Annotated in this window: 26 protein-coding genes; 17 read left to right on the plus strand and 9 right to left on the minus strand. The window is 68.3% G+C overall.

From position 1 onward, the window contains the following. Window positions 1-10: 10 nt before the first annotated feature. From ACWEKS_RS23435 to ACWEKS_RS23445, 3 genes are all read right to left on the minus strand, one after another. Window positions 11-814, minus strand: coding sequence for an ABC transporter ATP-binding protein (locus ACWEKS_RS23435; RefSeq protein WP_364620358.1), 804 nt, complete (start codon window positions 812-814; stop codon window positions 11-13). Window positions 815-915: 101 nt separating this feature from the next. Continuing rightward, window positions 916-1269: a hypothetical protein gene (locus tag ACWEKS_RS23440; RefSeq protein WP_452342032.1), complete on the minus strand. Its 354-nt coding sequence runs from the start codon at window positions 1267-1269 to the stop codon at window positions 916-918. 154 nt (window positions 1270-1423) lie between these two features. Further along, the gene (locus tag ACWEKS_RS23445; RefSeq protein ID WP_452342033.1) at window positions 1424-2368 is read right to left on the minus strand and encodes a hexose kinase; all 945 of its coding nucleotides are present in this window, start codon (window positions 2366-2368) and stop codon (window positions 1424-1426) included. 104 nt (window positions 2369-2472) lie between these two features. Between ACWEKS_RS23445 and ACWEKS_RS23450 the strand changes: the two genes are divergently transcribed. Next, window positions 2473-2913 carry a DUF4254 domain-containing protein gene (locus ACWEKS_RS23450; protein ID WP_354847094.1) on the plus strand — a complete coding sequence of 147 codons (441 nt, stop codon included), beginning with the start codon at window positions 2473-2475 and terminating at the stop codon, window positions 2911-2913. Window positions 2914-3291: 378 nt separating this feature from the next. Here ACWEKS_RS23450 and ACWEKS_RS23455 read toward each other — a convergent pair whose 3' ends face one another. Next, complete coding sequence (locus ACWEKS_RS23455; protein ID WP_452342034.1) at window positions 3292-4809, minus strand: ATP-dependent DNA ligase; 1518 nt, start codon at window positions 4807-4809, stop codon at window positions 3292-3294. A gap of 106 nt (window positions 4810-4915) precedes the next feature. On the opposite strand from ACWEKS_RS23455, the gene ramB reads away from it, so the two are divergent. The 9 genes from ramB to ACWEKS_RS23500 all read left to right on the plus strand — a co-directional run bounded on the left by ramB (window position 4916) and on the right by ACWEKS_RS23500 (window position 13871). After that, window positions 4916-6325 carry an acetate metabolism transcriptional regulator RamB gene (ramB, locus tag ACWEKS_RS23460; RefSeq protein WP_452342035.1) on the plus strand — a complete coding sequence of 470 codons (1410 nt, stop codon included), beginning with the start codon at window positions 4916-4918 and terminating at the stop codon, window positions 6323-6325. A 178-nt stretch (window positions 6326-6503) separates the two neighbouring features. After that, window positions 6504-7193, plus strand: a complete 690-nt coding sequence (locus ACWEKS_RS23465; protein ID WP_452342036.1) for a hypothetical protein — start codon at window positions 6504-6506, stop codon at window positions 7191-7193. Window positions 7194-7523: 330 nt separating this feature from the next. Then, the gene (gene urtA / locus ACWEKS_RS23470; RefSeq protein WP_379404199.1) at window positions 7524-8759 is read left to right on the plus strand and encodes an urea ABC transporter substrate-binding protein; all 1236 of its coding nucleotides are present in this window, start codon (window positions 7524-7526) and stop codon (window positions 8757-8759) included. Between the two features lie 111 nt (window positions 8760-8870). Beyond that, the gene (gene urtB / locus ACWEKS_RS23475) at window positions 8871-9755 is read left to right on the plus strand and encodes an urea ABC transporter permease subunit UrtB (RefSeq protein WP_354847108.1); all 885 of its coding nucleotides are present in this window, start codon (window positions 8871-8873) and stop codon (window positions 9753-9755) included. Next, window positions 9752-10942, plus strand: coding sequence for an urea ABC transporter permease subunit UrtC (gene urtC, locus ACWEKS_RS23480; RefSeq protein ID WP_452342037.1), 1191 nt, complete (start codon window positions 9752-9754; stop codon window positions 10940-10942). The genes urtB and urtC overlap by 4 nt, the downstream gene beginning before the upstream one ends. Then, window positions 10939-11811, plus strand: a complete 873-nt coding sequence (gene urtD, locus ACWEKS_RS23485; RefSeq protein WP_452342038.1) for an urea ABC transporter ATP-binding protein UrtD — start codon at window positions 10939-10941, stop codon at window positions 11809-11811. The genes urtC and urtD overlap by 4 nt, the downstream gene beginning before the upstream one ends. Then, window positions 11795-12487, plus strand: a complete 693-nt coding sequence (urtE, locus tag ACWEKS_RS23490; protein WP_354847117.1) for an urea ABC transporter ATP-binding subunit UrtE — start codon at window positions 11795-11797, stop codon at window positions 12485-12487. Before urtD ends, urtE begins: the two co-directional genes overlap by 17 nt. An 11-nt stretch (window positions 12488-12498) precedes the next feature. Next, window positions 12499-13266, plus strand: a complete 768-nt coding sequence (locus tag ACWEKS_RS23495; protein ID WP_452342039.1) for a GntR family transcriptional regulator — start codon at window positions 12499-12501, stop codon at window positions 13264-13266. Between the two features lie 65 nt (window positions 13267-13331). Then, on the plus strand, window positions 13332-13871 hold the full coding sequence (locus tag ACWEKS_RS23500) for a carboxymuconolactone decarboxylase family protein (RefSeq protein ID WP_452342040.1): 540 nt from the start codon (window positions 13332-13334) through the stop codon (window positions 13869-13871). A 20-nt stretch (window positions 13872-13891) separates the two neighbouring features. Here ACWEKS_RS23500 and ACWEKS_RS23505 read toward each other — a convergent pair whose 3' ends face one another. Then, window positions 13892-14554, minus strand: coding sequence for a GNAT family N-acetyltransferase (locus ACWEKS_RS23505; RefSeq protein ID WP_452342041.1), 663 nt, complete (start codon window positions 14552-14554; stop codon window positions 13892-13894). Window positions 14555-14656: 102 nt separating this feature from the next. Continuing rightward, window positions 14657-15436: a TetR/AcrR family transcriptional regulator gene (locus ACWEKS_RS23510; RefSeq protein WP_452342042.1), complete on the minus strand. Its 780-nt coding sequence runs from the start codon at window positions 15434-15436 to the stop codon at window positions 14657-14659. A gap of 124 nt (window positions 15437-15560) precedes the next feature. Here ACWEKS_RS23510 and ACWEKS_RS23515 point away from each other — a divergent pair, with 124 nt between their 5' ends. From ACWEKS_RS23515 to ACWEKS_RS23535, 5 genes are all read left to right on the plus strand, one after another. Beyond that, window positions 15561-15938 (plus strand): VOC family protein, encoded by a 378-nt coding sequence (locus ACWEKS_RS23515; RefSeq protein WP_452342043.1) that lies wholly within the window; start codon window positions 15561-15563, stop codon window positions 15936-15938. Between the two features lie 110 nt (window positions 15939-16048). Beyond that, the gene (locus ACWEKS_RS23520) at window positions 16049-16636 is read left to right on the plus strand and encodes a dihydrofolate reductase family protein (protein ID WP_452342044.1); all 588 of its coding nucleotides are present in this window, start codon (window positions 16049-16051) and stop codon (window positions 16634-16636) included. Window positions 16637-16639: 3 nt separating this feature from the next. Continuing rightward, window positions 16640-16996, plus strand: coding sequence for a YciI family protein (locus ACWEKS_RS23525; RefSeq protein ID WP_452342045.1), 357 nt, complete (start codon window positions 16640-16642; stop codon window positions 16994-16996). Between the two features lie 17 nt (window positions 16997-17013). Beyond that, window positions 17014-18246 carry an RNA polymerase sigma factor gene (locus tag ACWEKS_RS23530; protein ID WP_452342046.1) on the plus strand — a complete coding sequence of 411 codons (1233 nt, stop codon included), beginning with the start codon at window positions 17014-17016 and terminating at the stop codon, window positions 18244-18246. Between the two features lie 134 nt (window positions 18247-18380). Continuing rightward, on the plus strand, window positions 18381-18872 hold the full coding sequence (locus ACWEKS_RS23535; protein WP_452342047.1) for an aggregation-promoting factor C-terminal-like domain-containing protein: 492 nt from the start codon (window positions 18381-18383) through the stop codon (window positions 18870-18872). 43 nt (window positions 18873-18915) lie between these two features. Here the strand turns inward: ACWEKS_RS23535 and ACWEKS_RS23540 are convergent, their stop codons facing one another. Continuing rightward, window positions 18916-19767: an SDR family oxidoreductase gene (locus tag ACWEKS_RS23540; protein ID WP_452342048.1), complete on the minus strand. Its 852-nt coding sequence runs from the start codon at window positions 19765-19767 to the stop codon at window positions 18916-18918. Window positions 19768-19876: 109 nt separating this feature from the next. Here ACWEKS_RS23540 and ACWEKS_RS23545 point away from each other — a divergent pair, with 109 nt between their 5' ends. Together ACWEKS_RS23545 and ACWEKS_RS23550 are read left to right on the plus strand one after the other, a co-directional pair. Further along, on the plus strand, window positions 19877-20275 hold the full coding sequence (locus tag ACWEKS_RS23545; protein ID WP_452342049.1) for a winged helix-turn-helix transcriptional regulator: 399 nt from the start codon (window positions 19877-19879) through the stop codon (window positions 20273-20275). Window positions 20276-20310: 35 nt separating this feature from the next. Beyond that, window positions 20311-20790, plus strand: coding sequence for a nucleoside deaminase (locus tag ACWEKS_RS23550; RefSeq protein WP_452342050.1), 480 nt, complete (start codon window positions 20311-20313; stop codon window positions 20788-20790). A 180-nt stretch (window positions 20791-20970) separates the two neighbouring features. On the opposite strand, the gene lpdA is transcribed toward ACWEKS_RS23550, so the two are convergent. After that, window positions 20971-22374, minus strand: coding sequence for a dihydrolipoyl dehydrogenase (gene lpdA, locus ACWEKS_RS23555; protein WP_452342051.1), 1404 nt, complete (start codon window positions 22372-22374; stop codon window positions 20971-20973). A 176-nt stretch (window positions 22375-22550) separates the two neighbouring features. After that, window positions 22551-23552, minus strand: coding sequence for a dipeptidase (locus ACWEKS_RS23560; RefSeq protein ID WP_452342052.1), 1002 nt, complete (start codon window positions 23550-23552; stop codon window positions 22551-22553). Window positions 23553-23555: the final 3 nt, after the last annotated feature.

Below are 23555 nucleotides of genomic sequence, written 5' to 3' on the forward strand. Positions count from 1 at the left end.
GCGCCCCAGTTCATTCCGACGCCACCCCGCCCCGGCCGCTGCGCCCGAACAGCAGTTCCGACAGGTAGTCGTGCAGCTTGTGGAATTCGGGCGTGCGCATCATCTCCGGTGTGCGGGGCCGCGGCAGGTCGATGTTCACGACCTCCACCACCCGCCCGGGCCGCGGGCTCATGACGGCCACCACGTCGGAGAGGAAGACCGCCTCGGCGATGCCGTGCGTGACCATCAGTGTGGTGGCGGGCTTTTCGGTCCAGATCCGCAGCAGTTCCAGGTTCAGCCGCTGCCGGGTCATATCGTCGAGCGCGCCGAAGGGTTCGTCCAGCAGCAGCACCGTCGGCCGGACCACCAGCGCGCGGGCGATCGAAACCCGTTGCCGCATACCGCCGGACAGCTGCGCGGGCTTGGCCTTCTCGAAGCCCTCCAGGCCGACCAGCCGGATCAGATCCGCGACCAGCTCCCGGTCCGCGGGCAGCCCCGCCACCTGCAGCGGCAGCTTGATATTGGATTCCACACTGCGCCAGGGCAACAGCGCCGAATCCTGGAACGCGATCCCGAACTCGTGCCGCCTGCGCAGCTCGGCCGGGGTCTCACCATTGATCTTCGCGGTCCCCGCCGAGGGCGACTCCAGATCCGCGAGAATCCGCAGGATGGTGGACTTCCCGCACCCGGAGGGCCCCAGCAGCGACAGGAACGCGCCCTGCGCGGTATGCAGATCCACCGTGTCCAGGGCCGGCACCACCCGCCGCCCGGAGCGGAAGGTCTTGCTCAGCCCGCTGATGTGAATGCCCGTCCCCGCGGCGGCTTCCGAACTCATAGCGCCAACGGTAAGTGCCGGGAATTGCACGCAGATTGCAAATGAGCGGACGAGATGACCTATTTGTTACGCAGCGAGCTGCGAAATCTGCCAGGTGGGTCTCACCACCAGGCCGGGGGTTCGAACCAGTCGCGCGCCTCCCGGCGGAACAGCAGCACGATCACCGCCAGCGAGACCAGCGGACCCAGCGGACCCGGCGGCCGCCCCTCGGTGATCGACGGCACCGTCCACAGCATGTTCATGAACGCCACCAGAATCGCTCCGATGCGCACCGACTGCCCCTCGGAGTTGAATGTCAGCGCGACCAGACCGAGCAGGAACGCCGGGATGAACGGCACCGCGGTCCCGATCGCCGCCTCGGCTCCCAGCAGCCATCCCGAAGAGGCCACGCAGATCGCGCCCAGCCCCGCGATTCCCAGAGCGAGCACCTGCGCCGCACGCACCACCCGGGGCATTCGATAACTGTCGTCCACACCCGACCCCCGATCGGGTTGAGTTCCCAGGTCCGACACTCCCCCAACCTAACCCGGGACAATCCCCGGTCTCCGCCACCACGCCGCCGCGCGGTTCAGTTCACAGCTACCTCACATACGGCGTGTCCCCGGAGTGTCACGGCCGGACAGCGACGGATTCGAGTTCCCGCACCCGCACGGTGGGCAGCAGCCGATCCCGCAGCACCCGGTCGATCTCCCCCGCGACCGGAATGACCACAGCGGCAGCGGAAGTGGCGACCGCGTCGGCGAGCAGCTCCGGCCAGTCCGGTGTGGTGCCGCCGGCCAGCGCGGCGATGATGGCCGCCACGGCCGCGTCGCCCGCCCCGGTGGGGTTGCCCGCCAGCGGTTTCGGCAGCGCCGCCGTCCAGGCCCGGGTCGGGGTGACCGCCACCATGCCCGCGCCGCCCCGGGTCACCACCACCGTGCCCACGCCGTCGGCGATGAGCGGATCGACGGCCGCGAGGATCTCGGGAATGGTGCCCGCCGGGCGGCCGGTGAGGCGTTCCAGCTCCTCGACATTGGGGGTGAGCACGACGCCGGGCACGCGCGCGGCCAATTCCAGCGGCTGGCCGTCGAAGTCGCAGATCGTGGGCACGCCCCGGGCGATGGCGGTGCGCGCCAGCTCGGCGGGCAGGCCCGGACTCACCCCGCCGGGCAGCGAACCCGAGATGACCAGGCCGCTCATATCCGAGAGCAGGCCCGCCACCCGCACCCGCAGCTGATCCACCGCGTGCGGTTCGGTGACCCGCGGGCCGGGCTCCCACAGCGCGGTGGCGGTGCCGTCATCGGATTCGCTGATCACCACCGTGCGGCGGACCCACGGCAGCGCGTGCACGAAGTCCACGGGCATCTCGAGTTCCGCGGCGGCCGCGAAGGAATGGTCCGAGAAGCCGGTGGCGCGGGCGTATTTGCCGAGCTGGTTCAGTACCCGCGTGACATTGATGCCGCGCCCGCCCAGCCGCTGATCCACCGACCGCACCCGTTGCGCCCGGCCCCGCTCGAAGTGCTCCACCCGGTAGGTCATGTCGTAGGCCGGGTTCAGGGTCACGGTGAGGATCACCCCACCATCTCGGCACGTCACGGCACCGGATGCAACCCCTGCACGGCAAAGTGGCACCGAATGTCGTTGCCATTCGGAGATATTCGAGGGGCAGGATGTCGGCCGTGCATCCGCTCCCACCGAAACACCTGCTGCTGCAGGCCTGCCGTGGCCTGCCCCCCGACGACCATCCGGTGCTGCGCTGCGCCGGCCTACTCGCGGACCTGCACGAGCGGCGGCTCACCAGAGCGGGCGGCACCGATCGGATTGACCACGACCGGGCGCGGCTGGTGCTCGATATCGACAGCTGGGTGGCGGCCGAACTCCCCAAGGCCGCCCGCGACGCCCACCTGCACACCGAGACCGTGGGGACGGTGGTGGACCGGCTGGCGCAATTCTCCGCGCTCGCCTACCTGTCCCTGGCCATGTCGCCCGACGACGCCGTGCACGATGCCGCCCAGCGGCTCACCGAACTGGCCATCGCCTACGAGCATCTGGCGGGTGAGCTGGCCGCGGGCCGCCGCCGGCTGCCGAACCTGACCGGCACCCGCGACTACGAATCCTGACCGCGACTACGAATCCCGACCGCGACACGAATCTTGACCGCGGCCGGCGGTGCCCGGCGAGGGGCGGGGCACCACCGGCCACAAAGTGGACCATGCGCAATCCACCGTCGAAGTCTCCCGAACGGCACGAGCTCACAGGGAATCCGCGTGGGAGATGCGGTGGCAGTTCCTGTGTCCCGTCACCTGACAACCGTCCGGTCGAGCGTCGACACGTGAATCATGTCGCCCGAAACTCGGAGCGTGCCCTGTTCCAGCTGTGAATCGTCTGTGAGGAGCGGGCCCCACTCTCGAGACTCTCAGGGGCTTCGCCCCGAACCCCCAGGGGCGATTTCGGGGGCTCCGCCCCCGCACCCCGTTTACTTCGCCCCCGCACCCCGTCTATTTGGTGCCGGGTAGCAGGGCCCGGATGGTGTCGATGGTGTCGGCCTGGTGAGGTTCTTTGTCGGGGCGGTAGCGGACTACCCGGGCGAAGCGGAGGGCTACGCCGCCGGGGTAGCGGGGGCTGGTCTGGACGCCGTCGAGGGCGATTTCGACTACCAGTTCGGGGTAGAGGTGGACGGTGTTGCCATCGCGTTTGCGTTCGTGGCGCGGGAATTCGGCCGTCTGCCAATGGAGTAGGGCGTCGGTGAGGCCCTTGAAGGTTTTGCCGACCATGATCGGGTCGCCGCCCTCGGGGTCGCGGGCGCCCAGGTGGAGGTTGGAGAGGTAGCCGGTGCGGCGGCCGTAGCCCCATTCCGCGCCGAGCACGATGAGGTCGAGGGTGTGGGTGGGTTTGATCTTCTGCCAGGAGCGGCCGCGGCGACCGGCGGCGTAGGGGGCGTCCAGGGATTTGATCATGATGCCCTCATGGCCCGCGGCCAGCGCGCCGTCGAAGTATTCGGCGGCGGCTTCCGGGTCCGGGGCGATGAGGGCCGGAATGGTCAGGCCGCAGGCCACGGCGGTGAGGGCCTCACGGCGCGTGCGCAGCGGGGCGTCCAGCAGGTCGGCGCCGTCGAGATGGAGGCAGTCGAAGAAGTAGGGGTGCAGCAGCAGTTCCTGGGAGGTGGTCGCGCCGAAGCGGCTCATGGTCTCCTGGAAGGGCCGTGGGCGGCCGGAGTCGTTGAGCGCCAAGGTTTCTCCGTCGAGGACGACGCTGGTGCAGTCCAGCTGCCGCACCACCTCGACCAGTTCGGGCACGCTCGCGGTGATGTCGCGCAGGGTGCGGGTGAACACCCACACCCGCTCGCCGTCGCGATGCACCTGGATGCGGGCGCCGTCCATCTTGTGCTCGACGCTGACCCGCCCCTCGAATTCGGCCATCGCCTCCTCGAGGGTCGCGCCGGGCGAGGCCAGCATGGGCTGGATCGGCCGCCCGACCTCGAGCCGGAACGCGGCCAGGGCCTCGACGCCGCCGGTGCGCGCCGCGACGGCGGTGACCGGCAGCCGCCCGGACAGCATGTGAGCCCGGCGCACCGCCTCGATCGGCACGTCGAACGCGGCGGCCACCGCCTCGGCGACGATCGCGGTCAGCGCACCCTGCCGCATCTCCCCGGTCAGCAGGCGGAGCAGGAATTCGTGCTCGTCCCGGGTCGCGGCCCCGAACAGGGTGGCCAGCAGTTCCTGTCGTCGCGCCGCCGACCCGCTGCCCGCGACCTCGGCCAGCTCGCTGAAAGAGGTGTCCACCGCGTCCACGGACAGCGTGGGCGCCGCGGCCGGCTCGACCGCGAGCGTGGTCAGCGTGCGCCAGCCGGTTCCGATCCGCCCCTGCGGTAGCTCGCCGGACAACCAGGCCACGACCTGCGCCAACTCTTGCGGCGCCGCCTGCTTCAGTAGGTCGGCAAAGATCTTGATCTTGTTCTTTCGCGACGACGTCGCCCGCACACCCTGTGACGCCTCAACCACATCGGACAAGAGCACTTGTCGACGGTAACCCGAGCGACCGACAACGATGTGACACACAGCTCAGCAGCCCTGCTAACTCTCGCGTTGGCAACGATGCGAAGACAGCAATAAACTCGGGCGCATGGCCAAGACTTACGTCGGTGCGCGGCTGCGACAGCTGCGTACCGAGCGCGGTTTGAGTCAGGTCTCGCTGGCCAAGAAGCTCGAGATCTCCGCGAGCTATCTGAATCAGATCGAACACGACGTGCGTCCGCTCACCGTACCGGTCCTGCTGCGCATCAGTGAAGTCTTCGGCGTCGACGCCGGCTTCTTCTCCTCCCAGGACGACACCCGGCTCATCGCCGAACTCCAGGAGGTCGTGATGGACCAGGAGCTCGGGGTGGAGGCCGACGCCCAGGAGATCGCCGAAATGGTGTCCGCGCACCCGGGTCTGGCGCGCGCCATGGTGAACATGCATCGCCGCTACCGAAATACGACCGCGCAGCTGGCCGCCGCCACCGAGGACCGTTTCGCCGACGGCAGCGGTTCGGGCGCCATCTCCAAACCGCACGAGGAAGTGCGCGACTACTTCTATCAGCGGCAGAACTACATTCACGAATTGGATACCGCCGCCGAGGAACTCACCCATCGCATGCGACTCCACGGCGGCGATCTCAAGCGCGAGATCCCGCGCCGCCTCAGCGATGCGCACGGCGTGCAGATCGTGGAGCGTATCGATCTGGGCGACGGCGTGCTGCACCGTTTCGATCCCGAGTCGCGCCGCCTGGAAATCGCGCCGCATCTCTCGGGCGGGCAGCGGGTGTTCAAGCTGGCCGCCGAGCTGGCCTATCTGGAATGCGGCGAGCTCATCGAAAAGCTGGTGGCGGAGGGCAATTTCAGCGGCCACGATTCGGTCGTGCTGGCAAAACTGGGCCTCGCCAACTATTTCGCCGCTGCCACGGTGCTCCCCTACACCCATTTCCACGAGGTGGCCGAGGACTTCCGCTACGACATCGAACGCCTGTCGGCGTTCTTCACCCAGAGCTACGAGACCATCTGCCACCGCCTGTCCACGCTGCAGCGCCCCAAACTCCGCGGCGTCCCCTTCTCCTTCGTCCGCGTGGACCGCGCCGGCAATATGTCGAAACGCCAGTCCGCCACCGGTTTCCACTTCTCCTCCAGCGGCGGCACCTGCCCGCTCTGGAACGTCTACGAGACCTTCGCCTACCCCGCGAAGATCCTGACCCAGATCGCCCAGATGCCCGACGGCCGCAAATACCTCTGGATCGCCCGCACCGTCGAACGCCGCGCCACCCGCTACGGCGAACCCAGCAAAACCTTCGCCATCGGACTGGGCTGCGAACTCCGCCACGCCGGCCGCACCGTCTATGCCGACGGCCTGGACCTGAACGAGCCCAAAGCCACCCCCATCGGCGCCGGTTGCCGCGTCTGCGAACGCTCCAACTGCCCCCAACGCGCCTTCCCACCCCTCGGCAAATCACTCGACATCAGCGAACACCGAAGCTCCATCTCCCCCTACGTCATTCAGTGACCGCGTCCTTCGACCGGCCATCGTCGATGAAGTTCTGGATCCGCACTTCCGTTCGTCCGGCGATGCGCCGGGATTGGCTCCGTGCATCATTCGATGACTGCTGGACATCATTTGATGACCGATTGGATGACCTATCCGGATGGGAAACACGCGTTGAATCGCGGACGAACATGATCGTGTGAAAATCGAGAAGGTTATCGCCACTGCTGGTCTCACCATTGCCGCGCTGGCGATCACAGGGGGGACGTCCTACGCGACGCCGACGCCGGATCCGGCTGCGGTGCAGTCGATTCAGCACCCCGCTCAGGGACAGAACGATCTGGGTTACTCCATTGTCCGGTCGGATGCCGATAAGACGGTTACGACGACGCTGAACGGCGGCACTTTCCGGCTCACCGATGCGTCGGTGGACGTATTGGATGGCTCCGGGGTGGTTGTGTCGCGGATGCCGCTGGCGATGACCACCGCGGGTACGGATCTGGTGGTTTCGATGCATCCGAGCATCGAGGACAATGGGACCAAGCTGGTTGCGCATCCGGAGGCCGGCGAGGTCGCGCAGCCGGGTGCGGCGGATATCGGGCGGTGGGTGCCGACCTCGCCCAAGCAGCGCGCGACCGAAACCGGTAGTGCCGTGGGCGCGTTGGGTGGTGCGCTCGGCGGCATCGTGGTCGGCGTCATCATCGCGGTGGCCACCGGGGGGCTCGGCATCATCGCCCTGCCGTTCGCGGCCATGATCGGTGCGTTGATCGGTGGCGGTACCGGCAGCGCGGCGGGTGCCGGCACCACCAACGATGACCGGCAGGACGGCTGGACGTGGCAGCAGGACTGCCACACCGACTACTACACCCACGACCAGTACTGCTACTGACCCGATCTCACCCTTGGCCCCGAGCCGGTGTCAGCTTGCGCTGGCCCCGGCTCGGGCCGTTTCATATCCCTTGACCTGCAATAATGTTTCCTCCACATCGAACGAACCACGATGCGGTGAGCAGAAATTCACGCCGCGGCAATCTAGGAAATCGGACATTCATCGAGAGTCATTCCGGCGCAACACTTCCCGTTTACCTTTCGTTCCACGAATACAGCCGCTGTATACGCGGCGGTATTCGCAAGCGGCGCATGTGGCGCCGCCGAACACCGTGAAGTGAAGGATCCGCCGATGCACGACTCTCCCCGCCGGGACAGGGCCGCCCGCCTGATGAAGGCGATCACCATTCCGACCGCGCTGGCGCTGTCCGCCGTGCTGGTCGCCGGCTGTGGTTCGCGCGACAGCGACACCGCGTCGGGCTCCAATGCCAAGTCCTGCGTGGACACGTCGAAGGACACCATCAAGATCGGTTCACTACACTCGCTGACCGGCACCATGGCCATCAGCGAGGTCACCGTCGCCAATGCCACCAAGCTGGCGGTGGACCAGATCAATGCGGCGGGCGGCGTCCTGGGCAAGAAGCTGGACGTGGTGCTCGAGGACGGCGCCTCGGATCCCAAGACCTTCGCGGAGAAGGCCGAGAAGCTGATCAGCTCCGACTGTGTGGCCGCGGTGTTCGGCGGCTGGACCTCGGCGTCGCGCAAGGCCATGAAGCCCAAGTTCGAATCGCTGAATTCGCTGCTGTACTACCCGGTTCAGTACGAGGGCCTGGAGGATTCGAAGAACATCTTCTACACCGGCGCCACCACCAACCAGCAGATCATCCCGGCGCTGGACTACCTGAAGCAGAAGGGCATCACCTCCCTCTACCTGGTGGGCTCCGACTACGTCTTCCCGCAGACCGCCAATCGCGAGATCAAGGCGTACGCCAAGGCCAATGGCATCGAGATCAAGGGCGAGGACTACGCGCCGCTGGGCTCCACGGATTTCTCGACCATCGTCAACAAGGTCCGCAATGCCAAGGCGGGCGCGGTGTTCAACACCCTCAACGGCGACTCCAATGTGGCCTTCTTCCGTGAGTACGCCAACGCGGGCCTGAAAGCCGCTGACATGCCGGTGGTCTCGGTGTCCATTGCCGAGGAGGAGGTCGGCGGCGTCGGCGTGCAGAACGTCGCGGGCCAGCTGACCGCCTGGAACTACTACCAGACCGTCGATACCCCGCAGAACAAGGCGTTCGTCGCCGCGTACAAGGCGGCCTACGGCGCGAACAAGCCCACCTCCGACCCGATGGAGGCCGCCTACACCTCGGTCTACCTGTGGAAGGCGACGGTGGAGAAGGCGAAGTCGTTCGCGGTGGCCGACATTCAGCAGGCCGCCGACGGCGTCAGCTACGACGCGCCGGAGGGCACCGTCACCATCGACGGCTCCAACCACCACATCACCAAGACCGCGCGCATCGGCGAGATCCACCCCGACGGGCTCATCTACACCGTCTGGGATTCCGGCAAGCCGATCCAGCCGGACCCGTACCTGAAGAACTACGACTGGGCCAAGGGCCTGAAGTAATTCGGCGGCCGCCGATGAGGGGCGGCTGGTGCGGTGTCCGCGCGACTCTCACCGCGGCATCGCACCAGCCGTACGGCGTTCTCCACCAATAGAGCTCGAGAGGTACTGATCATGGATGTGGCTGTCGGACAGCTCTTCACGGGGCTGAGTCTGGGCTCGATCCTGCTGCTCGCGGCGCTGGGTCTGTCGCTGACCTTCGGTCAGATGGGCGTCATCAATATGGCGCACGGTGAATTCATCATGGCCGGGTGTTACACGACCTACGTTGTGGAACAACTGATCTCGGCGACGGGCGTGGCGCTGATCGTGTCGCTGTTCGTCGGCTTCCTGGTCGGCGGCCTGCTGGGCGCGGCCCTCGAGATGGGGCTCATCCGCTGGATGTACGACCGCCCCCTGGACACCCTGCTGGTCACCTTCGGTGTCGGCTTGATCCTGCAGCAGGCGGTGCGGGACATCTTCGGCGCGCCCGCCAAGAACGTGGTCGCGCCGGACTGGCTGACCGGCGGCCTCACCATCGCGGGCACCGTCGTGCCCAAAACCCGCATCTTCATCATGGTGCTGGCCGTGGTGGCGGTGATCGCGCTGGCCACCGCGCTCAAGACGACGCCGCTCGGCCGCCGCATCCGGGCCGTGGTGCAGAACCGCAGCCTGGCCGAAACCTCGGGCGTCTCTTCGCGTCTCACCGATGTGAGCACCTTCTTCATCGGTTCCGGGCTGGCGGCGGTGGCCGGTGTGGCCCTGACCCTGATCGGTTCCACCAGCCCCACCATCGGGCAGTCGTATCTGGTGGACGCCTTCCTGGTGGTCGTCATCGGCGGCCTCGGGCAGATCAAGGGCACCGTGATCGCGGCCTTCGCCATGGGCCTGCTGAATTCGTTCGTCGAGTACTCGACCACCGCGACGGTCGCCAAGGTGATCGTCTTCATCGTGGTCGTGATCTTCCTGCAGGTGCGCCCGCAGGGTCTGTTCACCGTCCGGACGAGGAGTCTGGCATGACCACCATCCAGCGACTGAGTGCCAACTCTTCCCTGAAAGCCCTGGGCGGCTTCGTGATCGCCGCCATAGTCCTGTTCGGTCTCGCACCGGCGATGCTCACCGACTTCCGGTTGAGTCTGCTCGCCAAGTTCCTGTGCTTCGCCATCGTCGCGGTCGGCATCGGCCTGGCGTGGGGCCGCGGCGGCATGCTGACCCTCGGCCAGGGCGTGTTCTTCGGCATCGGCGCGTACATCATGGCCATGCACATGCAGATGGCCGACGCCGCCAAGGCGCACGAGGATGTGCCGGAGTTCATGACCATCGCGGGTGTGGACCAATTGCCCTCGTACTGGCGGCCTTTCGAGTCCGCGCCGGTGGCGCTGCTGGCGATCGCGGTGCTGCCCGCCGCCATCGCCGCGGTGCTCGGCTTCGGGGTGTTCAAGCGCCGGGTCAAGGGCGCGTACTTCGCCATCCTGAGCCAGGCGCTGGCCGCCGCGTTGGCGATCCTGCTCACCGGGCAGCAGACCATCGGCGGCTTCACCGGATTGAGCGACTTCCGCTCGTTCTTCGGCTTCCGCCTGGATGATCCGGTGAATCGGCGCATGCTGTTCTTCATCGCGGCGGGCACGCTGCTGATCGTGGTGGCCGTCGCACGCCAGCTCATGCGCAGCCGGTACGGGGAACTGCTTGTCGCCGTCCGTGATCAGGAGGAACGGGTCCGGTTCCTCGGCTACGACCCGGCCAATATCAAGATCGTCGCCTATGTGGTGGCCGCGTTCTTCGCGGGCATCGCGGGCGCCCTGTTCACCCCGATCGTCGGCATCATCTCCCCCGCCGACATCGGTGTGGTCCCGTCCATCGCGTTCCTGATCGGCGTCGCCATCGGCGGTCGCACCACCCTGCTCGGGCCGGTGCTGGGCGCGATCGGCGTGGCCTGGGCGCAGACCACGTTCTCCGAGCACTTCCCGTCGGCGTGGACCTACTTCCAGGGTGCGCTGTTCATCGTGGTGGTCGGCTTCATTCCGGCGGGACTGGCCGGATTCGGGCCCATGGCCAAGCAGCTGCTGGAGCGGCTGCGCCCCGCGACGGCCCCCGACGCCGCACCGGAACCGGCCGCCGCACCCGAGATCGAGGCGGCGGTCGAGGCGGAACCGGAGGCCGAGGCAGAGGCAGAGCCCGAGGCCGAGCAGAAGGTGGATGCACGATGACCGCACCCGAACCGAAAATCGGCGGCAATGCCGGAATGGACAGCGAATACCTCGAAATCCGCGGCCTGTCCGTGAGTTTCGACGGCTTCAAGGCCGTCTCCGACGTGGACCTGACCGTCCTGCAGGGCGATCTGCGCTTCCTCATCGGACCCAACGGCGCGGGCAAGACCACCCTCATCGACGCCATCACCGGCCTGGTGCCCGCGACCGGCTCGGCGCAGAAGACCGGCGCCGAGCTGATCGGCCGCAAGGTGCATCAGATCGCCCGCCTCGGGGTGGGCCGCACCTTCCAGACGGCGAGCGTGTTCGAACAGCTCACCGTGCTACAGAACCTCGATATCGCCGCGGGCGCGGGACGTTCCGCGCTCACCCTGCTGCGCCGGCGCAAGTCGGTGCTGCCCGCCATCGAGGAGGCGCTCGAGACCACCGGACTCGCCGCGCTGCGCGACAAACCTGCCGGGGTGCTCGCGCACGGTCAGAAACAGTGGCTCGAGATCGGCATGCTGCTGGTGCAGAACGCCTCGGTGCTGCTGCTGGACGAGCCGGTGGCGGGCATGAGCGCCGAGGAACGCGAGGAGACCGGAAACCTGCTGCGCCGCATCGGCGGTGAGCGGGTGGTCATCGTCGTCGAGCACGATATGGATTTCATGCGCGCGTTCGCCAGCTCGGTGACGGTGCTCGCGGGCGGCCGCGTCCTCAGCCAGGGCACCGTGGAGCAGGTGCAGGCCGATCCGAAGGTGCAGGAGGTCTACCTCGGCACCGCCGCGGCCGGTGAGCTGCCGCCCGCGGAGGCCGGCGCTGATGAATCCATGGGCGCGCAGCAGGAATCGGACGAGGCGAAGGAGGCCGCGGATGCTGGAACTCGTTGACCTACACACCGGCTACGGCCGGACCGAGGTGATTCACGGGGTGTCCCTGACGGTTCCGGACAATGGCGTGGCAGCCATCATGGGCCACAACGGGGCCGGTAAGACCTCGCTGCTGCGCGCGGCGGTCGGGCTGCTGCCCGCCAAGTCGGGGCGGATCCGCTTCGGCGGCGAGGACATCACCAGGATGTCGCCGTCGCGGCGGGTCAAGCGCGGCCTCGCCTACGTTCCACAGGGGCAGCAGAGTTTTCCACAGCTGTCCACAATGGAGAACCTCCAGGTGGTGGCCGACGGCCGCAAACGCGGCAAGGCACTCGTCGACGAAGCGCTGGACCTGTTCCCGGCGCTGCGGGAACTGTTGTCCCGCAAGGCCGGACTGCTCTCCGGTGGCCAGCGCCAGCAGCTGGCCATCGCCCGCGCCCTCATCACCGAACCGGCGCTGCTGATCCTCGACGAGCCGACCGAGGGCATCCAGCCCTCGGTCGTCGCCGAGATCGAGCGCACCATCATCGAACTCACCGGCCGGGGTGGACTCAGCGTGTTGCTGGTCGAACAGCACATCGGCTTCGCGCTGCAGGCCGCGCAGCAGTTCTATGTCCTGCGCTCGGGCCGCGTCACCTCCTCCGGGGCGGGCGGGGCGAGCGCGGAATCCGCGGTACGCCAGGCCATGGCGATCTGATCGGACACTCCGTGAACGCGCGCAGGGGGCGTATTCCGTTGTCCGAGCGGGTCTATCGATCCATGCAGCGCGATCTCGCGGCCGGGATGCTGGTACCCACCGAGCGTCTCGGCGAGGAACGCCTCGCCGAGACCTACGGCGTCTCCCGTACCCCGGTCCGCGAGGCGCTGGCCCGGCTCCTCGCCGACGGCCTGCTGGAACGCCACACCGACGGCCTCTACCCGTACCGTCCCCGGGTCGACGAACTCGGGGACCTGTACGAACTCCGAATAGTCCTGGAAGCCAGAGGAATCCAACGCTTGCAGGCCACCGCGGCGGCACTCCCGGAACCGCTGGCCGCCGCCGTGCAGCCGGAACCGCCGGCCCTGGCGGCTCGGCCTGCGGTCACGCCGCACGATCTGGGCGCGGTCGAGCGAGAGCTCGAGCTCTGGCGGCGCGTACGCGAGCATCCGCCGGAGCCCGGGGCCGAGCTCATCGCCGCCGACGAGCGGTTCCACACCACACTCCTGCTGGCCGCCGGCAATTCCGCACTGGCCGAGGCGCTCTCGACGGTGCACGCGCGGGTGCGGCCGGTGCGGGCCCTGGACATGCCCACCCCCGGGCGGATCGCCGCCATGGCCGAGGACCATATCGCCATCGCCGAACACCTGCTGGCCGGGGATCTGGACACCGCCCTGCGCACTCTCCTGGCCCACCTCACCAGCTCCCGGGCGCACGTCCTGACCCGCGCCCGCCGCGCGCTGGAGCTCACCAAACTCGCCCAGGCGGTCCGCGAGTGACCCGATCCGCGCCGCGCCGGGCCGTCGGTCTGGCGAGTGGCTCAGACAGGGTGTTGACTGGGGAGATGGTGTCGACGAAGCCACGCATCGCTCCTGGTCGCCTGCGGGAGCTCGGTCCAGTGAACTGGGTTGTCTGGCAGGCGCTTTCCCGTGCCGCGGGCACGGAGGACGCGCATCTGTTCAGCACGCTGGGCCGGACCGGCGGCCTGTTCCGGGGCTGGCTGCACTTCTCCGGCCGCCTCATGCCGGGCGGCAAACTGCTCCGGTACGAGTCCGAACTGGTCATCCTGCGCGTCGCGCACCTGCGCCAGTGCGAATACGAGACCGACCATCACATCCGGCTGGGCCGCCGCGCGGGCGTTACCGCCGAAATCCTGGACCGTCTCCGCGCGGGCCCGGCCGCCGCCGGATGGTCTGCCAAGGAGCGCGCGCTGCTCACCGCCGTGGACCAGCTGGTCGCCACCCGCGACCTCGACGACGCCACCTGGCGAGCCCTCGCCGCCCACTACGACGAGCGGCGCCTCATCGAAATCGTTCTGCTCACCAACCAGTACGAGGGCCTGGCCAGCACCATCACCGCCCTCCGCATCCAAACCGACCACTAGCCGCGCGATCCGGCCGTTTGTCAGCGGCGCACGCGGTAGACCGGCTGGGTGGCGGCTTCGGGAACGGTCTCGGCGTGCGGGATGCGATGCGCGGAGGCGGGTTCGGCGGGCTGGATGCGGGCGTGCAGGTGCATGTCGTGCCAGCCGTCGTCGTGCAGGCCCGCGCTGCGATTGATGCCCTCGAGCACGAAGCCGGATTTGTGTGCCACCCGGCAGGATTGGGCGTTATGCACGGAATGCCGTAATTCCAAGCGGTGGAATCCGGCCACCTCGAAGGCCCAGCCGACCAGCGCCTCCACCGCCCGCGGGGCGATGCCGCGGCCGCGTGCCGCCGGGACCACCCAGTACGCCAGCTCGGCCTCGCCGTGCCCGAGTTCGATGTGATGCAGCGAGGCCCGGCCCATCAGCCGGCCGCTGCGTCCATCGGCGACAGCCCAATTGGCCGCGGTGCCACCGCTCCACGAGCGCGCCCAGGAGTCCACCCACTCCCCGGCCTCCTCCACGGTGTCCGCGGTGCGCACATGCCAGCGCCGAATGGCCGGATCCTGGAAGGCCGCGTACACCTCGGGTCCGTCCCGGCGCAGCCACGGCCGCAGCACCAGCCCGTCTCCCATCGGGAGCACCGGCTGCGCTGCCCGACTGAAGGTTTCGGCGGCGACGATTGCCGGGGTTGATCGCGGCATGGGGGGAATTCTGCCCGCGATCGCCCGATCCGCGCGGCGAAATTGAGACCATCGTCCCGATCGGTCTCTCTTGCGCAGGTTGTCCGAACCGACCGGCCGCGCTCAGGGCCTGCGGTTTTCGATGAGCGCGGCCAATCCGTCCAGGACCCGGGCCAGCCCGAACTCGTAGGCGTGGTCCGCACCGTAGGCGCTGTCGTGGGCCTGCCCCGCGACCGCGCCGATCCGGGCCGCCAGAGGATAGCGGCCGGCGTCGAAGACCCGCGCCAGCAGCGGGGCCGCCCGCTCCCACCACTCGCGATCGGAGTGCCCGCTCTCGGTCGCGGCCCGGGCGCTGTCGATGGCCAGCTGCGCGGTCGAGGTCACGAAGCCCAGCACATAGGTGAGGGCGGCGTCCATCTCCAGGTCGCCGAGGCCGAGCCCGTCGAAGGCGCGCAGCTCGTGGTCGTATTTCGCGGCCACGCCGGGACCCAGCGGCGGCCGCGTGGTCGGCAGATAGGCCACCCACGGATGCTCGGCCAGCAGGGCGCGATTCTCGGCGGCGATCACGGAAACCCGTTCCCGCCAGGGCATTCCGGTGAGATCGTGACGCGGCATGCGCTGATAGACGGTGTCGAGCATGAGGTCGAGCAGTTCGGCCTTGCCCGGCACGTAGGTGTAGGTGGCCATGGGCGTGATGCCCAGCTTGGCCGCCACCGACCGCATGGTGAGCGCGCCCAGCCCCGCACCGTCGGCGATCTCCAGCGCGGCCGCGATGACGGCGTCGAGGGTGGTGCGCTGTTTGGGCCCGCGCGCCGAACCGCCGGATCCGGGCTCGCGCCACAGCAGTTCCAGCGTGCGCACCGGGTCGCCCGCGCTGCTGCGTTCCCCGCTTCGTCCGGCCATTCGCGTCACCTCCGCCGCCGATCGTATCGATGTGACAGTCGTCACTTTGCATGCCGTCGGGAATGTCTGTACGAAGTACAGCGTACTTAGTACAGAATTGATCGGCACCACCCGAGGAGGCCCCATGACCATCACCGCATCCGCGATCTCCCTGAACGTGCCCGACCCGATCGCCTCGGCGACGTTCCTCATCGACCACTTCGGTTTCACCGAGAAGATGTCGGCCGACGGCTTCGTCGACGTGACTCGGCCCGACGCCGGATTCGACGTCATCTATCTGCGCACCGGCCTCGGCAGTTTCAAGCCGGACCGCATCGCGGGCAGCGCGGGCCAGGGCCTGCTGGTGGTGTTCGTCGTCGACGACATCGACGCCGAATACGCCCGCGTCCAACGCGAAGGCGTGCCGATCGTGACCCCCATCGAGACCGAGCCGTGGGGCGAGCGCTATTTCCAGGCACTCGACCCGAACGGGATCGTCATCCAACTGGTCCAGTGGGTCTGACCGGAACCCGCTGAAAGATTCCTCCGTCGAACGTGTCGATTCCGGCCGGGCCCGTTCGAGGAGTAGGCGAGGGCCGAACCGCGGCCCGGCACTTCGACGAGAGGAATCCGATGCGAAAAGTGGTGGCTTTCGAGCACATGACCCTCGACGGTTTCGCGGCCTCACCCACCGAGCTGGGACTGGAATGGACATTCGGCGCCTACAGTCCGGACCTCGCCGCCTTCCACGACGAGCACATCCGGGCCGATATCGGTACCACGATCTACGGCCGCAAGACCTTCGAGGGCATGCGCGATCACTGGTCGAGCGTTCCGGACAACCCGGAGGCCACGGCACACGATCTCGAACACGCCGAATGGGTCACGAATATCGACAAGATCGTCTTCTCGACCACGCTCGCGTCGGCCGGCTGGCGGAACACCCGGATCATCGACGGCGACGGGGCGGCGCGCATCGCGGAGCTGAAGGCAGAGCACGGCGGCGCGCTGGTCATCTACGGCAGCCCGACCCTGGTGCACTGGTTCACCGACGCCGGGCTCATCGACGAGTACCGCATCGTCATCCATCCGGTGACAATCGGCTCCGGCACCCCTATGTTCCGGGACAAGACCGAACTGAATCTGAACCTGCTGGAATCGAAGTCGTTCGACGGTGGTGCCCTCTATGTCCGCTATGCAGTCGCCCAGCGAGAGGATTGAGCAATGCGATACCTGGCACTGATTCGCCTGGACCCCGCCCAGATGCCCGAGGAAGGGCCCGGCGACGACCTGATCGCCAAGGTCAACGAGATCATCGAGGAGATGACCAAGGCGGGCGTGCTGCTCGACACCGCGGGCCTGCGCCCGATCGAGGAGGGCACCCGGATCCGGCAGACCGGCGGCGTGCAGACGGTCATGGACGGGCCGTACACCGAATCCAAGGAGATCATCGGCGGATACCTGGTGCTGCAGAGCCGTTCGCAGGAGGAGGCGGCCGAGTGGGCGTCCCGGTTCCTGCGGGTGCACGGGCCGGACTGGGACATCGAGCTCGAGGTACGACAACTGGACGGCCAGAACTGAATCCGCAGCAGGAGCGGGTGCGCCGGGCCGTGGAGGCGGCCTGGCGCATCGAATGGCCGCGTCTGGTGGCGGGCCTGACCCGCCTGGTCGGCGATATCGCGACCGCCGAGGAGCTCGCGCAGGACGCCCATGTGGCGGCGCTGGAACAGTGGCCTCGCGACGGCGTCCCGCCGAATCCGGGCGGCTGGCTCATGCTGACGGCGAAACACCGCGCGGTGGACCGCATTCGGCGCGACGTGAACTTCGCGCGGAAGCTGGAGCTGCTCGGCCGTGAGACGCTCACGGCCGAGCAGCCGCCCGGCGAACCGGAACCGGCCATCGCGGACGACCTGCTGCGCATGATCTTCACCGCCTGCCATCCGGTGCTCTCACCCCCGGCGCGGGCAGCGCTCACCCTGCGCATGGTGGGCGGTCTGACCACGGCCGAGATCGCGCGGGCCCATCTGGTCCCGGAATCGACCGTGGCGCAACGCATCGTGCGCGCCAAGCGCACCATCGCGGCCAAACGGATTCCCTACGAGGTGCCCGCCGGCGCCGAGCTGGCCGCGCGCCTGGACTCCGTGCTCGAGGTCATCTACCTGATCTTCAACGAGGGCTATACCGCCACCTCCGGCGAGCGCTGGGTCCGGGCCGAATTGTGCGAGGACGCACTGCGTCTGGCGCGCATCCTGACCGGGCTGCTGCCCGAGGAGCCGGAGGCGTACGGGCTGGCGGCCCTGCTCGAACTGCAGGCATCCCGCACCACCGCCCGCAGTGACGGGGACAACGCGCTGGTGCTGCTGCCCGATCAGGATCGGTCCCGGTGGAATCGGCTCTCGATCGAACGCGGCCTGTCCGCGCTGGGCCGCGCGCACACGCTGAATCGGACGCGGGACCTTCCGCCCGGGCGCTACGCGCTCCAGGCCGCCATCGCCTCCGTGCACGCCGTCGCCCCGACCGCCGCCGAGACCGACTGGCGGCGCATCGCCGGACTGTACGCCGTACTGGCGCAACGGTTTCCGTCACCGATCGTGGAGTTGAACCGAGCGGTCGCGGTGGCCATGGTGCACGGACCCGGCGCCGGCCTGGAGTTGATCGACGCCGTTGCCGCGACCGGGGCGCTCGACGACTATCACCTGCTGCACGCCGTCCGCGGGGATCTGCTGGCGCGGCTGGGCCGGGATGCGGAGGCGCGGGCCACTTTTCGGCGCGCGGCCGATCTGACCGGCAATGAGATCGAGCGGGAGTTGCTGCTCGGCCGGGCGCGCTGACCGGCAATCCACTCCGATCAGGCATTTCACCGCGTGTCGCTCACCCCTCCCGGGAAACGGCAGGGCGTACGGTCGGTTCCTAGCTGAAGCCAGATGGGTCTGTTTTTTCGTGAACGACACGGAAGGACCAGGCGTTGCCCATTCTCGACAAGCGTCCGCTCCGAGCCACCGTCCTCGGACTGCTCGTGGCGGCTCTCGCCCCGCTCACCGTCGCCGTCGGCACCGCCGACGCGCGCACCGAAATCGCCGACCCCATCGCCCAATCCGCGCTCCCGGCCGCCCTGCCGGTGGACCCGGCGTCCCTGCTGCAGCTGGTCGGCGCGGCCCAGCGGTTCTCCAAACCGGCCTTGCAGACACTGTCACGTTTCGTCGTGCCCGGGGACCAGTGGGGGTCGTTCAATCAGATCATCACGCACGAGAGCGACTGGCAGGTCTTCGCGATCAACCCGACCTCCGGCGCCTACGGGCTGGCCCAGGCCCTCCCCGCGCAGAAGATGTTCAGCGAGGGCCCGGACTGGATGTTCAACCCGCTCACCCAGCTGCGCTGGGCCTACCGCTACATGGTCGCGCGCTACGGCAGCCCGAATGCCGCCTGGGGCTTCTGGCAGGCCCACAACTGGTACTGAGCCTGCCGGTCCCCGAACTCGATCAGCCCGGTACGTATCTCGATCAGCTCAGCGCGGCCCGGAAGACCTCGGCGACCGGGGTCGACGGGCGGCCCAGCAACCGCTGCAGATCACCGGACTCGACGGCCAGGATGCCGTCGGCGATACCGGCGTCGGCATCGGCCAGGGCGGCGGCATAGGCGGCGTCCAGACCCGCGCCCTGCAACGCCGCGGCGTAGTCGGCCTGCGGCAGGTCCTGGTAGCGGACCGGCTTGCCGGCCACCTCCGAGATCACCTGCGCCAGTTCGGCATACGAGAGCGTCTCGTCGCCGCCGAGCTCGTAGACCTTGCCCTCGTGACCGTCGGTGGTGAGGACGCGAGCGGCGGCCTCGGCGTAATCGGCGCGGGCCGCACCGGAGACCTTGCCCTCGCCCGCCGCGCCGTGCAGCACGCCCGTCTCGATGGCGTGTGCCAGGCCGCCGGTGTAGTTCTCCCAGTACCAGCCGTTGCGCAGCAGCACGGTCGGGATGCTCGCTCCGGCCAGCGCGGCCTCGGTGCCGATGTGCTCCTGGGCCAGGATCAGCGGATTGCGATCGGCCTGCGGAATGCTCGTGTAGGCCAGCAGTTTCACGCCCGCCCGCTCGGCCGCGCGCAGCACGTTGGTGTGCTGGGCGACGCGCTTGGTGAACTCGTTGCCGGAGACCAGCAGTACGCGGTCGACGCCCTGGAAGGCGCGCTCGAGCGCTTCCGGATCGTCATAGCTCGCCACCCGCACCTCGACACCCCGCGCGGCCAGATCGGCCACCTTGGCGGGATCGCGGACCACCGCCACCACCGGCTGCGATCCGTCCTTCAACAGCGCCTCGACGACCAGGCGACCCAGCTGTCCGCTTGCTCCGGTGACTGCGACGGTCATGACTACCTCCAGGTTTCAGGGAATGAACTGCACTGCTGACATGTACTAACTAATAGTAAGCACATGCTATTCCTGAACCGCTACCCGAAACACAGGTAACCTCGATCTCATGAACGCTCGGCCTTCCGACCAGTCCTACCCGGACGACCCCACCCTGGAAGCCGACGTCTTCGCCCGCAACTGCTCCTCGCGCCCGGTCCTGCAAGACGTTGCCAGTCGCTGGGGCGTGCTCGCCCTGGCCGCCCTGCGCGAGGGCCCCTACCGGTTCTCGGCGCTGCGCCGCCGCGTGGACGGCATCTCCGAGCGCATGCTCTCCCAGACCCTGCAGACCCTGGAACGCGACGGCATGGTCAATCGCGAAGTCCAGCAATCCATCCCGCCGGTCGTCGAGTACACCCTCACCGACCTCGGCGCGCAGGTGGCCGACCAGCTCGTCGGCCTCATCGAGATCCTCGAATCGAATATCGCGAAGATCGAAGCGGCCCAGACCGCCTACCACCGCACGTAAATCGAAGAACCGCGTAAACCGAAGAACGGAGCCGCATGTCCGTCGACGCTGATCTGCAGTATCTCGAACGCTGCGTGGAGCTGGCCGCCGAAGCCCTGGACGCGGGCGACGAGCCGTTCGGGTCACTGCTGGTCGGCGCGGACGGCACCGTGCTCGCCGAGGACCGCAACCGCGTGTCCGGCGGCGACGCCACCCGCCACCCCGAATTCGAGCTGGCCCGCTGGGCCGCCGAGCACCTCACCCCCGAGAACCGGGCGACGGCCACGGTCTACACCTCCGGCGAACACTGCGCCATGTGCTCGGCCGCGCACGCCTGGGTCGGCCTGGGCCGCATCGTCTATGCCGCCTCCACCGCCCAGCTCACGGAGTGGCTCAACGAGTTCGGCGTCCCCGTGGGCCCCATCCGCCCCCTCGCCATCCAGGAGGTGGCCCCGGGCATCCCGGTCTCCGGCCCCTTCCCAGAACTCACCGACCGCGTCTACGCCCTCCACCGCCGCCTGCACTTGGCTGACTGAACCGGTCGAAAGAACGAAAGCGGCCCGGTGCCAGCGGAAATCGCCGGCACCGGGCCGCTTCGGGGTTTCGGCGACGGAACCCTGAGATTCGCGGGACTCGCTTCCCCTTCGGGGGTTCGGGGGCCGGCCCCCGAAATCCCTTGGGGTTTCAGGGGCGTAGCCCCTGAGAGTCTTCGAGAGCTAGAAGTTGATCATGTGGCCGGCCAGGCCGTGGATCGCTTCCTGGAGGGCCTCCGACAGGGTCGGGTGGGTGTGGACGTTGCGGGCCAGTTCGTTGACCGTGAGATCCCACTTCTGGGCCAGCGTCAGTTCCGGCAGCAGTTCGGAGACGTCGGGGCCGATGAGGTGGCCGCCGATGAGCTCGCCGTACTTGGCGTCGGAGATGAGCTTGACGAAGCCCTGCGCGTCGCCGAGGCCGTGCGCCTTGCCGTTGGCGGTGAACGGGAAGGTCGCGACCTTCACGTCGTAGCCCTCGTCGCGGGCCTGCTGCTCGGTGAGGCCGAAGGAGGCGACCTGCGGCTGGCAGAAGGTGGCGCGCGGCATCATGCGGTAGTCGCCCAGCGACATGGTCTCCGCGCCCGCGATGGTCTCGGCCGCGACCACGCCCTGCGCCTCGGCGACGTGCGCGAGCTGCAGCAGGGCGGTGACGTCACCGATGGCGTAGATGCCGGGGACGTTGGTGCGCATGTACTCGTCGATCGCGATGGCGCCGCGGTCGGTGAGCTGCACGCCGGTGTTCTCCAGGCCGTAGCCCTGCACGCGCGGCGCGAAGCCGACTGCCTGCAGCACCTTGTCCACGGTGACGGTCTCGATCGCGCCGGACTTGTTGTCCTTGATCGACACGGTGACCTTGGAGCCGTCGTCCTCGATGGACTGCACGGCCGCGGAGGTGGTGATGGTGATTCCGAGCTTCTTGTACGCCTTGGTGATCTCCTTGGAGATGTCGGCGTCCTCGTTCGGCAGTGCGCGGTCGAGGAATTCGACGATGCGCACGTCCACGCCGTAGTTCTTGAGGACGTAGGCGAACTCCATGCCGATGGCGCCCGCACCCACGATGAGGATGGAACCCGGCAGGTCACGGGTGAGGATCTGCTCCTCGTAGGTGACCACGTTGGCGGACAGCGAGGTGCCCGGCAGCAGCTTGGTCTCGGTGCCCGCGGCGATGATCACGTTGTCGAACGTGATGTCCTCGGTGCCGCCCTTGGTGAGCGCGACCGAGAGCGACTTCGGGCCGGTGAAGGTGCCCTTGCCGTCGAACTCGTCGATCTTGTTCTTCTTCATCAGGAAGTGGACGCCCTTGACCCGGCCGTCCGCGACCTTGCGGCTGCGGTCGAACGCCGCGCCGAAGTCGAAGGTCGCGCTACCGGAGATACCGAAGGTCTTCGCTTCCTTGGTGAAGATATGAGCCAGCTCCGCATTGCGCAGCAGTGCCTTGGACGGAATGCAGCCCACGTTCAGGCACACGCCACCCCAGTATTTCTGCTCGACGATCGCTGTTCGCAGGCCGAGTTGAGCGGCACGGATCGCGGCGACGTAACCGCCGGGACCAGCGCCGAGAACGACGACATCGTAGTGGGAAGTCACGGCATCGAGACTAGACCTGTTGCCGGGACCTCACTCAGCCATCCCCCGCCCGCGTGAGACGCGGAACACGTGAGAGAGGTCACGCCCGCAGCCTGGATGCGACCGATCAGTCTGTTGCGCCCGGTGGACCGGCCGGGATCCCCGACGGTCCGTTGATCCCGCCGGGCCCGCCGCGGCTAACCCCGCCAGACCTGCCGCGCCACGCGCGCGAAATTGCCGCCGAAGACGGCCGTCCGGTCGGCGGCGGAGAAGCCGCGCGCGGCCAGCACCTCGGCCAGCCCCCGCACCCCGGACGTGCCGAGCAGGTCTTCCGGTGGCGCCCACTGCAATTGGCCGTAGCGCGTGTACTCCTCGGAGTAGCTGTCCGGATTGCCGGCCAGTTCGGCGTTGAAATCCTCGGCGTCGAAGGAGTAGTCGGAGCCGATCCCGATGTGCTCGATGCCGACCAGTTCCGCGCCGTAGGCGATGTGGTCGGCCATGGCCTCGATGCGCCCGGCCCCGTCGGCGGGTTCGTTGCGGCCCAGGAAGATGCCGACCCCGTTGATGCCGATCACACCGCCGGTGGCCGCGCACGCCTTGGCCTGGTCGTCGCCGATATTGCGCGGATGTGCCCACAGCGTCGCGAAATTCGAGTGGCTGTAGATCATCGGCACGGTCGTGGTCTCGGCGATGTCGAGTCCCGTGCGCCGCGAGCAGTGCGACCCGTCGGCGAACACCCCGACCTGGTTGAGCGTGCGGATCAGGTCGCGGCCGTAGGCGGTGAGGCCGGTGTCGTCGGTGTCGAGGCACCCGCAGCCGGCCGCGTTGGCGTGGTTGTAGGTGGGCAGCAGCGAGCGCAGCCCCAGTTCGTGGAACAGCTCGACATTGTCGAGATCACCCCCCAGCGGCCCGGAGTCCTCGAGGTCGAAGGCCAGCGCGAGGGTGGCGTCGGTCTCCGCGGTGGGGACCTCCGGCCAGGCGTCCTCGATGCTGTGCACCAGGCGAAATCGGCCGTCGGTCAGGGCATCCCGCCGGAACTGGGTGACCAGCTCGAGCGACTCGCGGGTGGATTGCGGCGCGTAGCCGATATTGACCGAGAGGTACGAGCCCAGCGGGTACCGCGTCAGCTCGGTGAGGTCCGCGGTCGGCAGCAGTGGCAGGCAGCAGTGCTGTTCCCACAGCCGGGGCTCATGCGACACGCC

The organism is Nocardia sp. NPDC004711 (assembly GCF_053601595.1).

What these genes read in the sequence shown, in the direction of transcription:
- urtB (WP_354847108.1), top strand. Translation starts at nt 8,871, where the DNA reads ATGGATGTGGCTGTCGGACAGCTCTTCACGGGGCTGAGTCTGGGCTCG.
- urtA (WP_379404199.1), top strand. Translation starts at nt 7,524, where the DNA reads ATGAAGGCGATCACCATTCCGACCGCGCTGGCGCTGTCCGCCGTGCTG.
- ACWEKS_RS23540 (WP_452342048.1), bottom strand. Translation starts at nt 19,767, where the DNA reads ATGACCGTCGCAGTCACCGGAGCAAGCGGACAGCTGGGTCGCCTGGTC.
- ACWEKS_RS23550 (WP_452342050.1), top strand. Translation starts at nt 20,311, where the DNA reads ATGTCCGTCGACGCTGATCTGCAGTATCTCGAACGCTGCGTGGAGCTG.
- ramB (WP_452342035.1), top strand. Translation starts at nt 4,916, where the DNA reads ATGGCCAAGACTTACGTCGGTGCGCGGCTGCGACAGCTGCGTACCGAG.
- ACWEKS_RS23440 (WP_452342032.1), bottom strand. Translation starts at nt 1,269, where the DNA reads ATGCCCCGGGTGGTGCGTGCGGCGCAGGTGCTCGCTCTGGGAATCGCG.
- ACWEKS_RS23510 (WP_452342042.1), bottom strand. Translation starts at nt 15,436, where the DNA reads ATGGCCGGACGAAGCGGGGAACGCAGCAGCGCGGGCGACCCGGTGCGC.
- ACWEKS_RS23520 (WP_452342044.1), top strand. Translation starts at nt 16,049, where the DNA reads ATGCGAAAAGTGGTGGCTTTCGAGCACATGACCCTCGACGGTTTCGCG.
- urtD (WP_452342038.1), top strand. Translation starts at nt 10,939, where the DNA reads ATGACCGCACCCGAACCGAAAATCGGCGGCAATGCCGGAATGGACAGC.
- ACWEKS_RS23505 (WP_452342041.1), bottom strand. Translation starts at nt 14,554, where the DNA reads ATGCCGCGATCAACCCCGGCAATCGTCGCCGCCGAAACCTTCAGTCGG.
- ACWEKS_RS23525 (WP_452342045.1), top strand. Translation starts at nt 16,640, where the DNA reads ATGCGATACCTGGCACTGATTCGCCTGGACCCCGCCCAGATGCCCGAG.
- urtC (WP_452342037.1), top strand. Translation starts at nt 9,752, where the DNA reads ATGACCACCATCCAGCGACTGAGTGCCAACTCTTCCCTGAAAGCCCTG.
- ACWEKS_RS23545 (WP_452342049.1), top strand. Translation starts at nt 19,877, where the DNA reads ATGAACGCTCGGCCTTCCGACCAGTCCTACCCGGACGACCCCACCCTG.
- urtE (WP_354847117.1), top strand. Translation starts at nt 11,795, where the DNA reads ATGCTGGAACTCGTTGACCTACACACCGGCTACGGCCGGACCGAGGTG.
- ACWEKS_RS23500 (WP_452342040.1), top strand. Translation starts at nt 13,332, where the DNA reads ATGGTGTCGACGAAGCCACGCATCGCTCCTGGTCGCCTGCGGGAGCTC.
- ACWEKS_RS23515 (WP_452342043.1), top strand. Translation starts at nt 15,561, where the DNA reads ATGACCATCACCGCATCCGCGATCTCCCTGAACGTGCCCGACCCGATC.
- ACWEKS_RS23435 (WP_364620358.1), bottom strand. Translation starts at nt 814, where the DNA reads ATGAGTTCGGAAGCCGCCGCGGGGACGGGCATTCACATCAGCGGGCTG.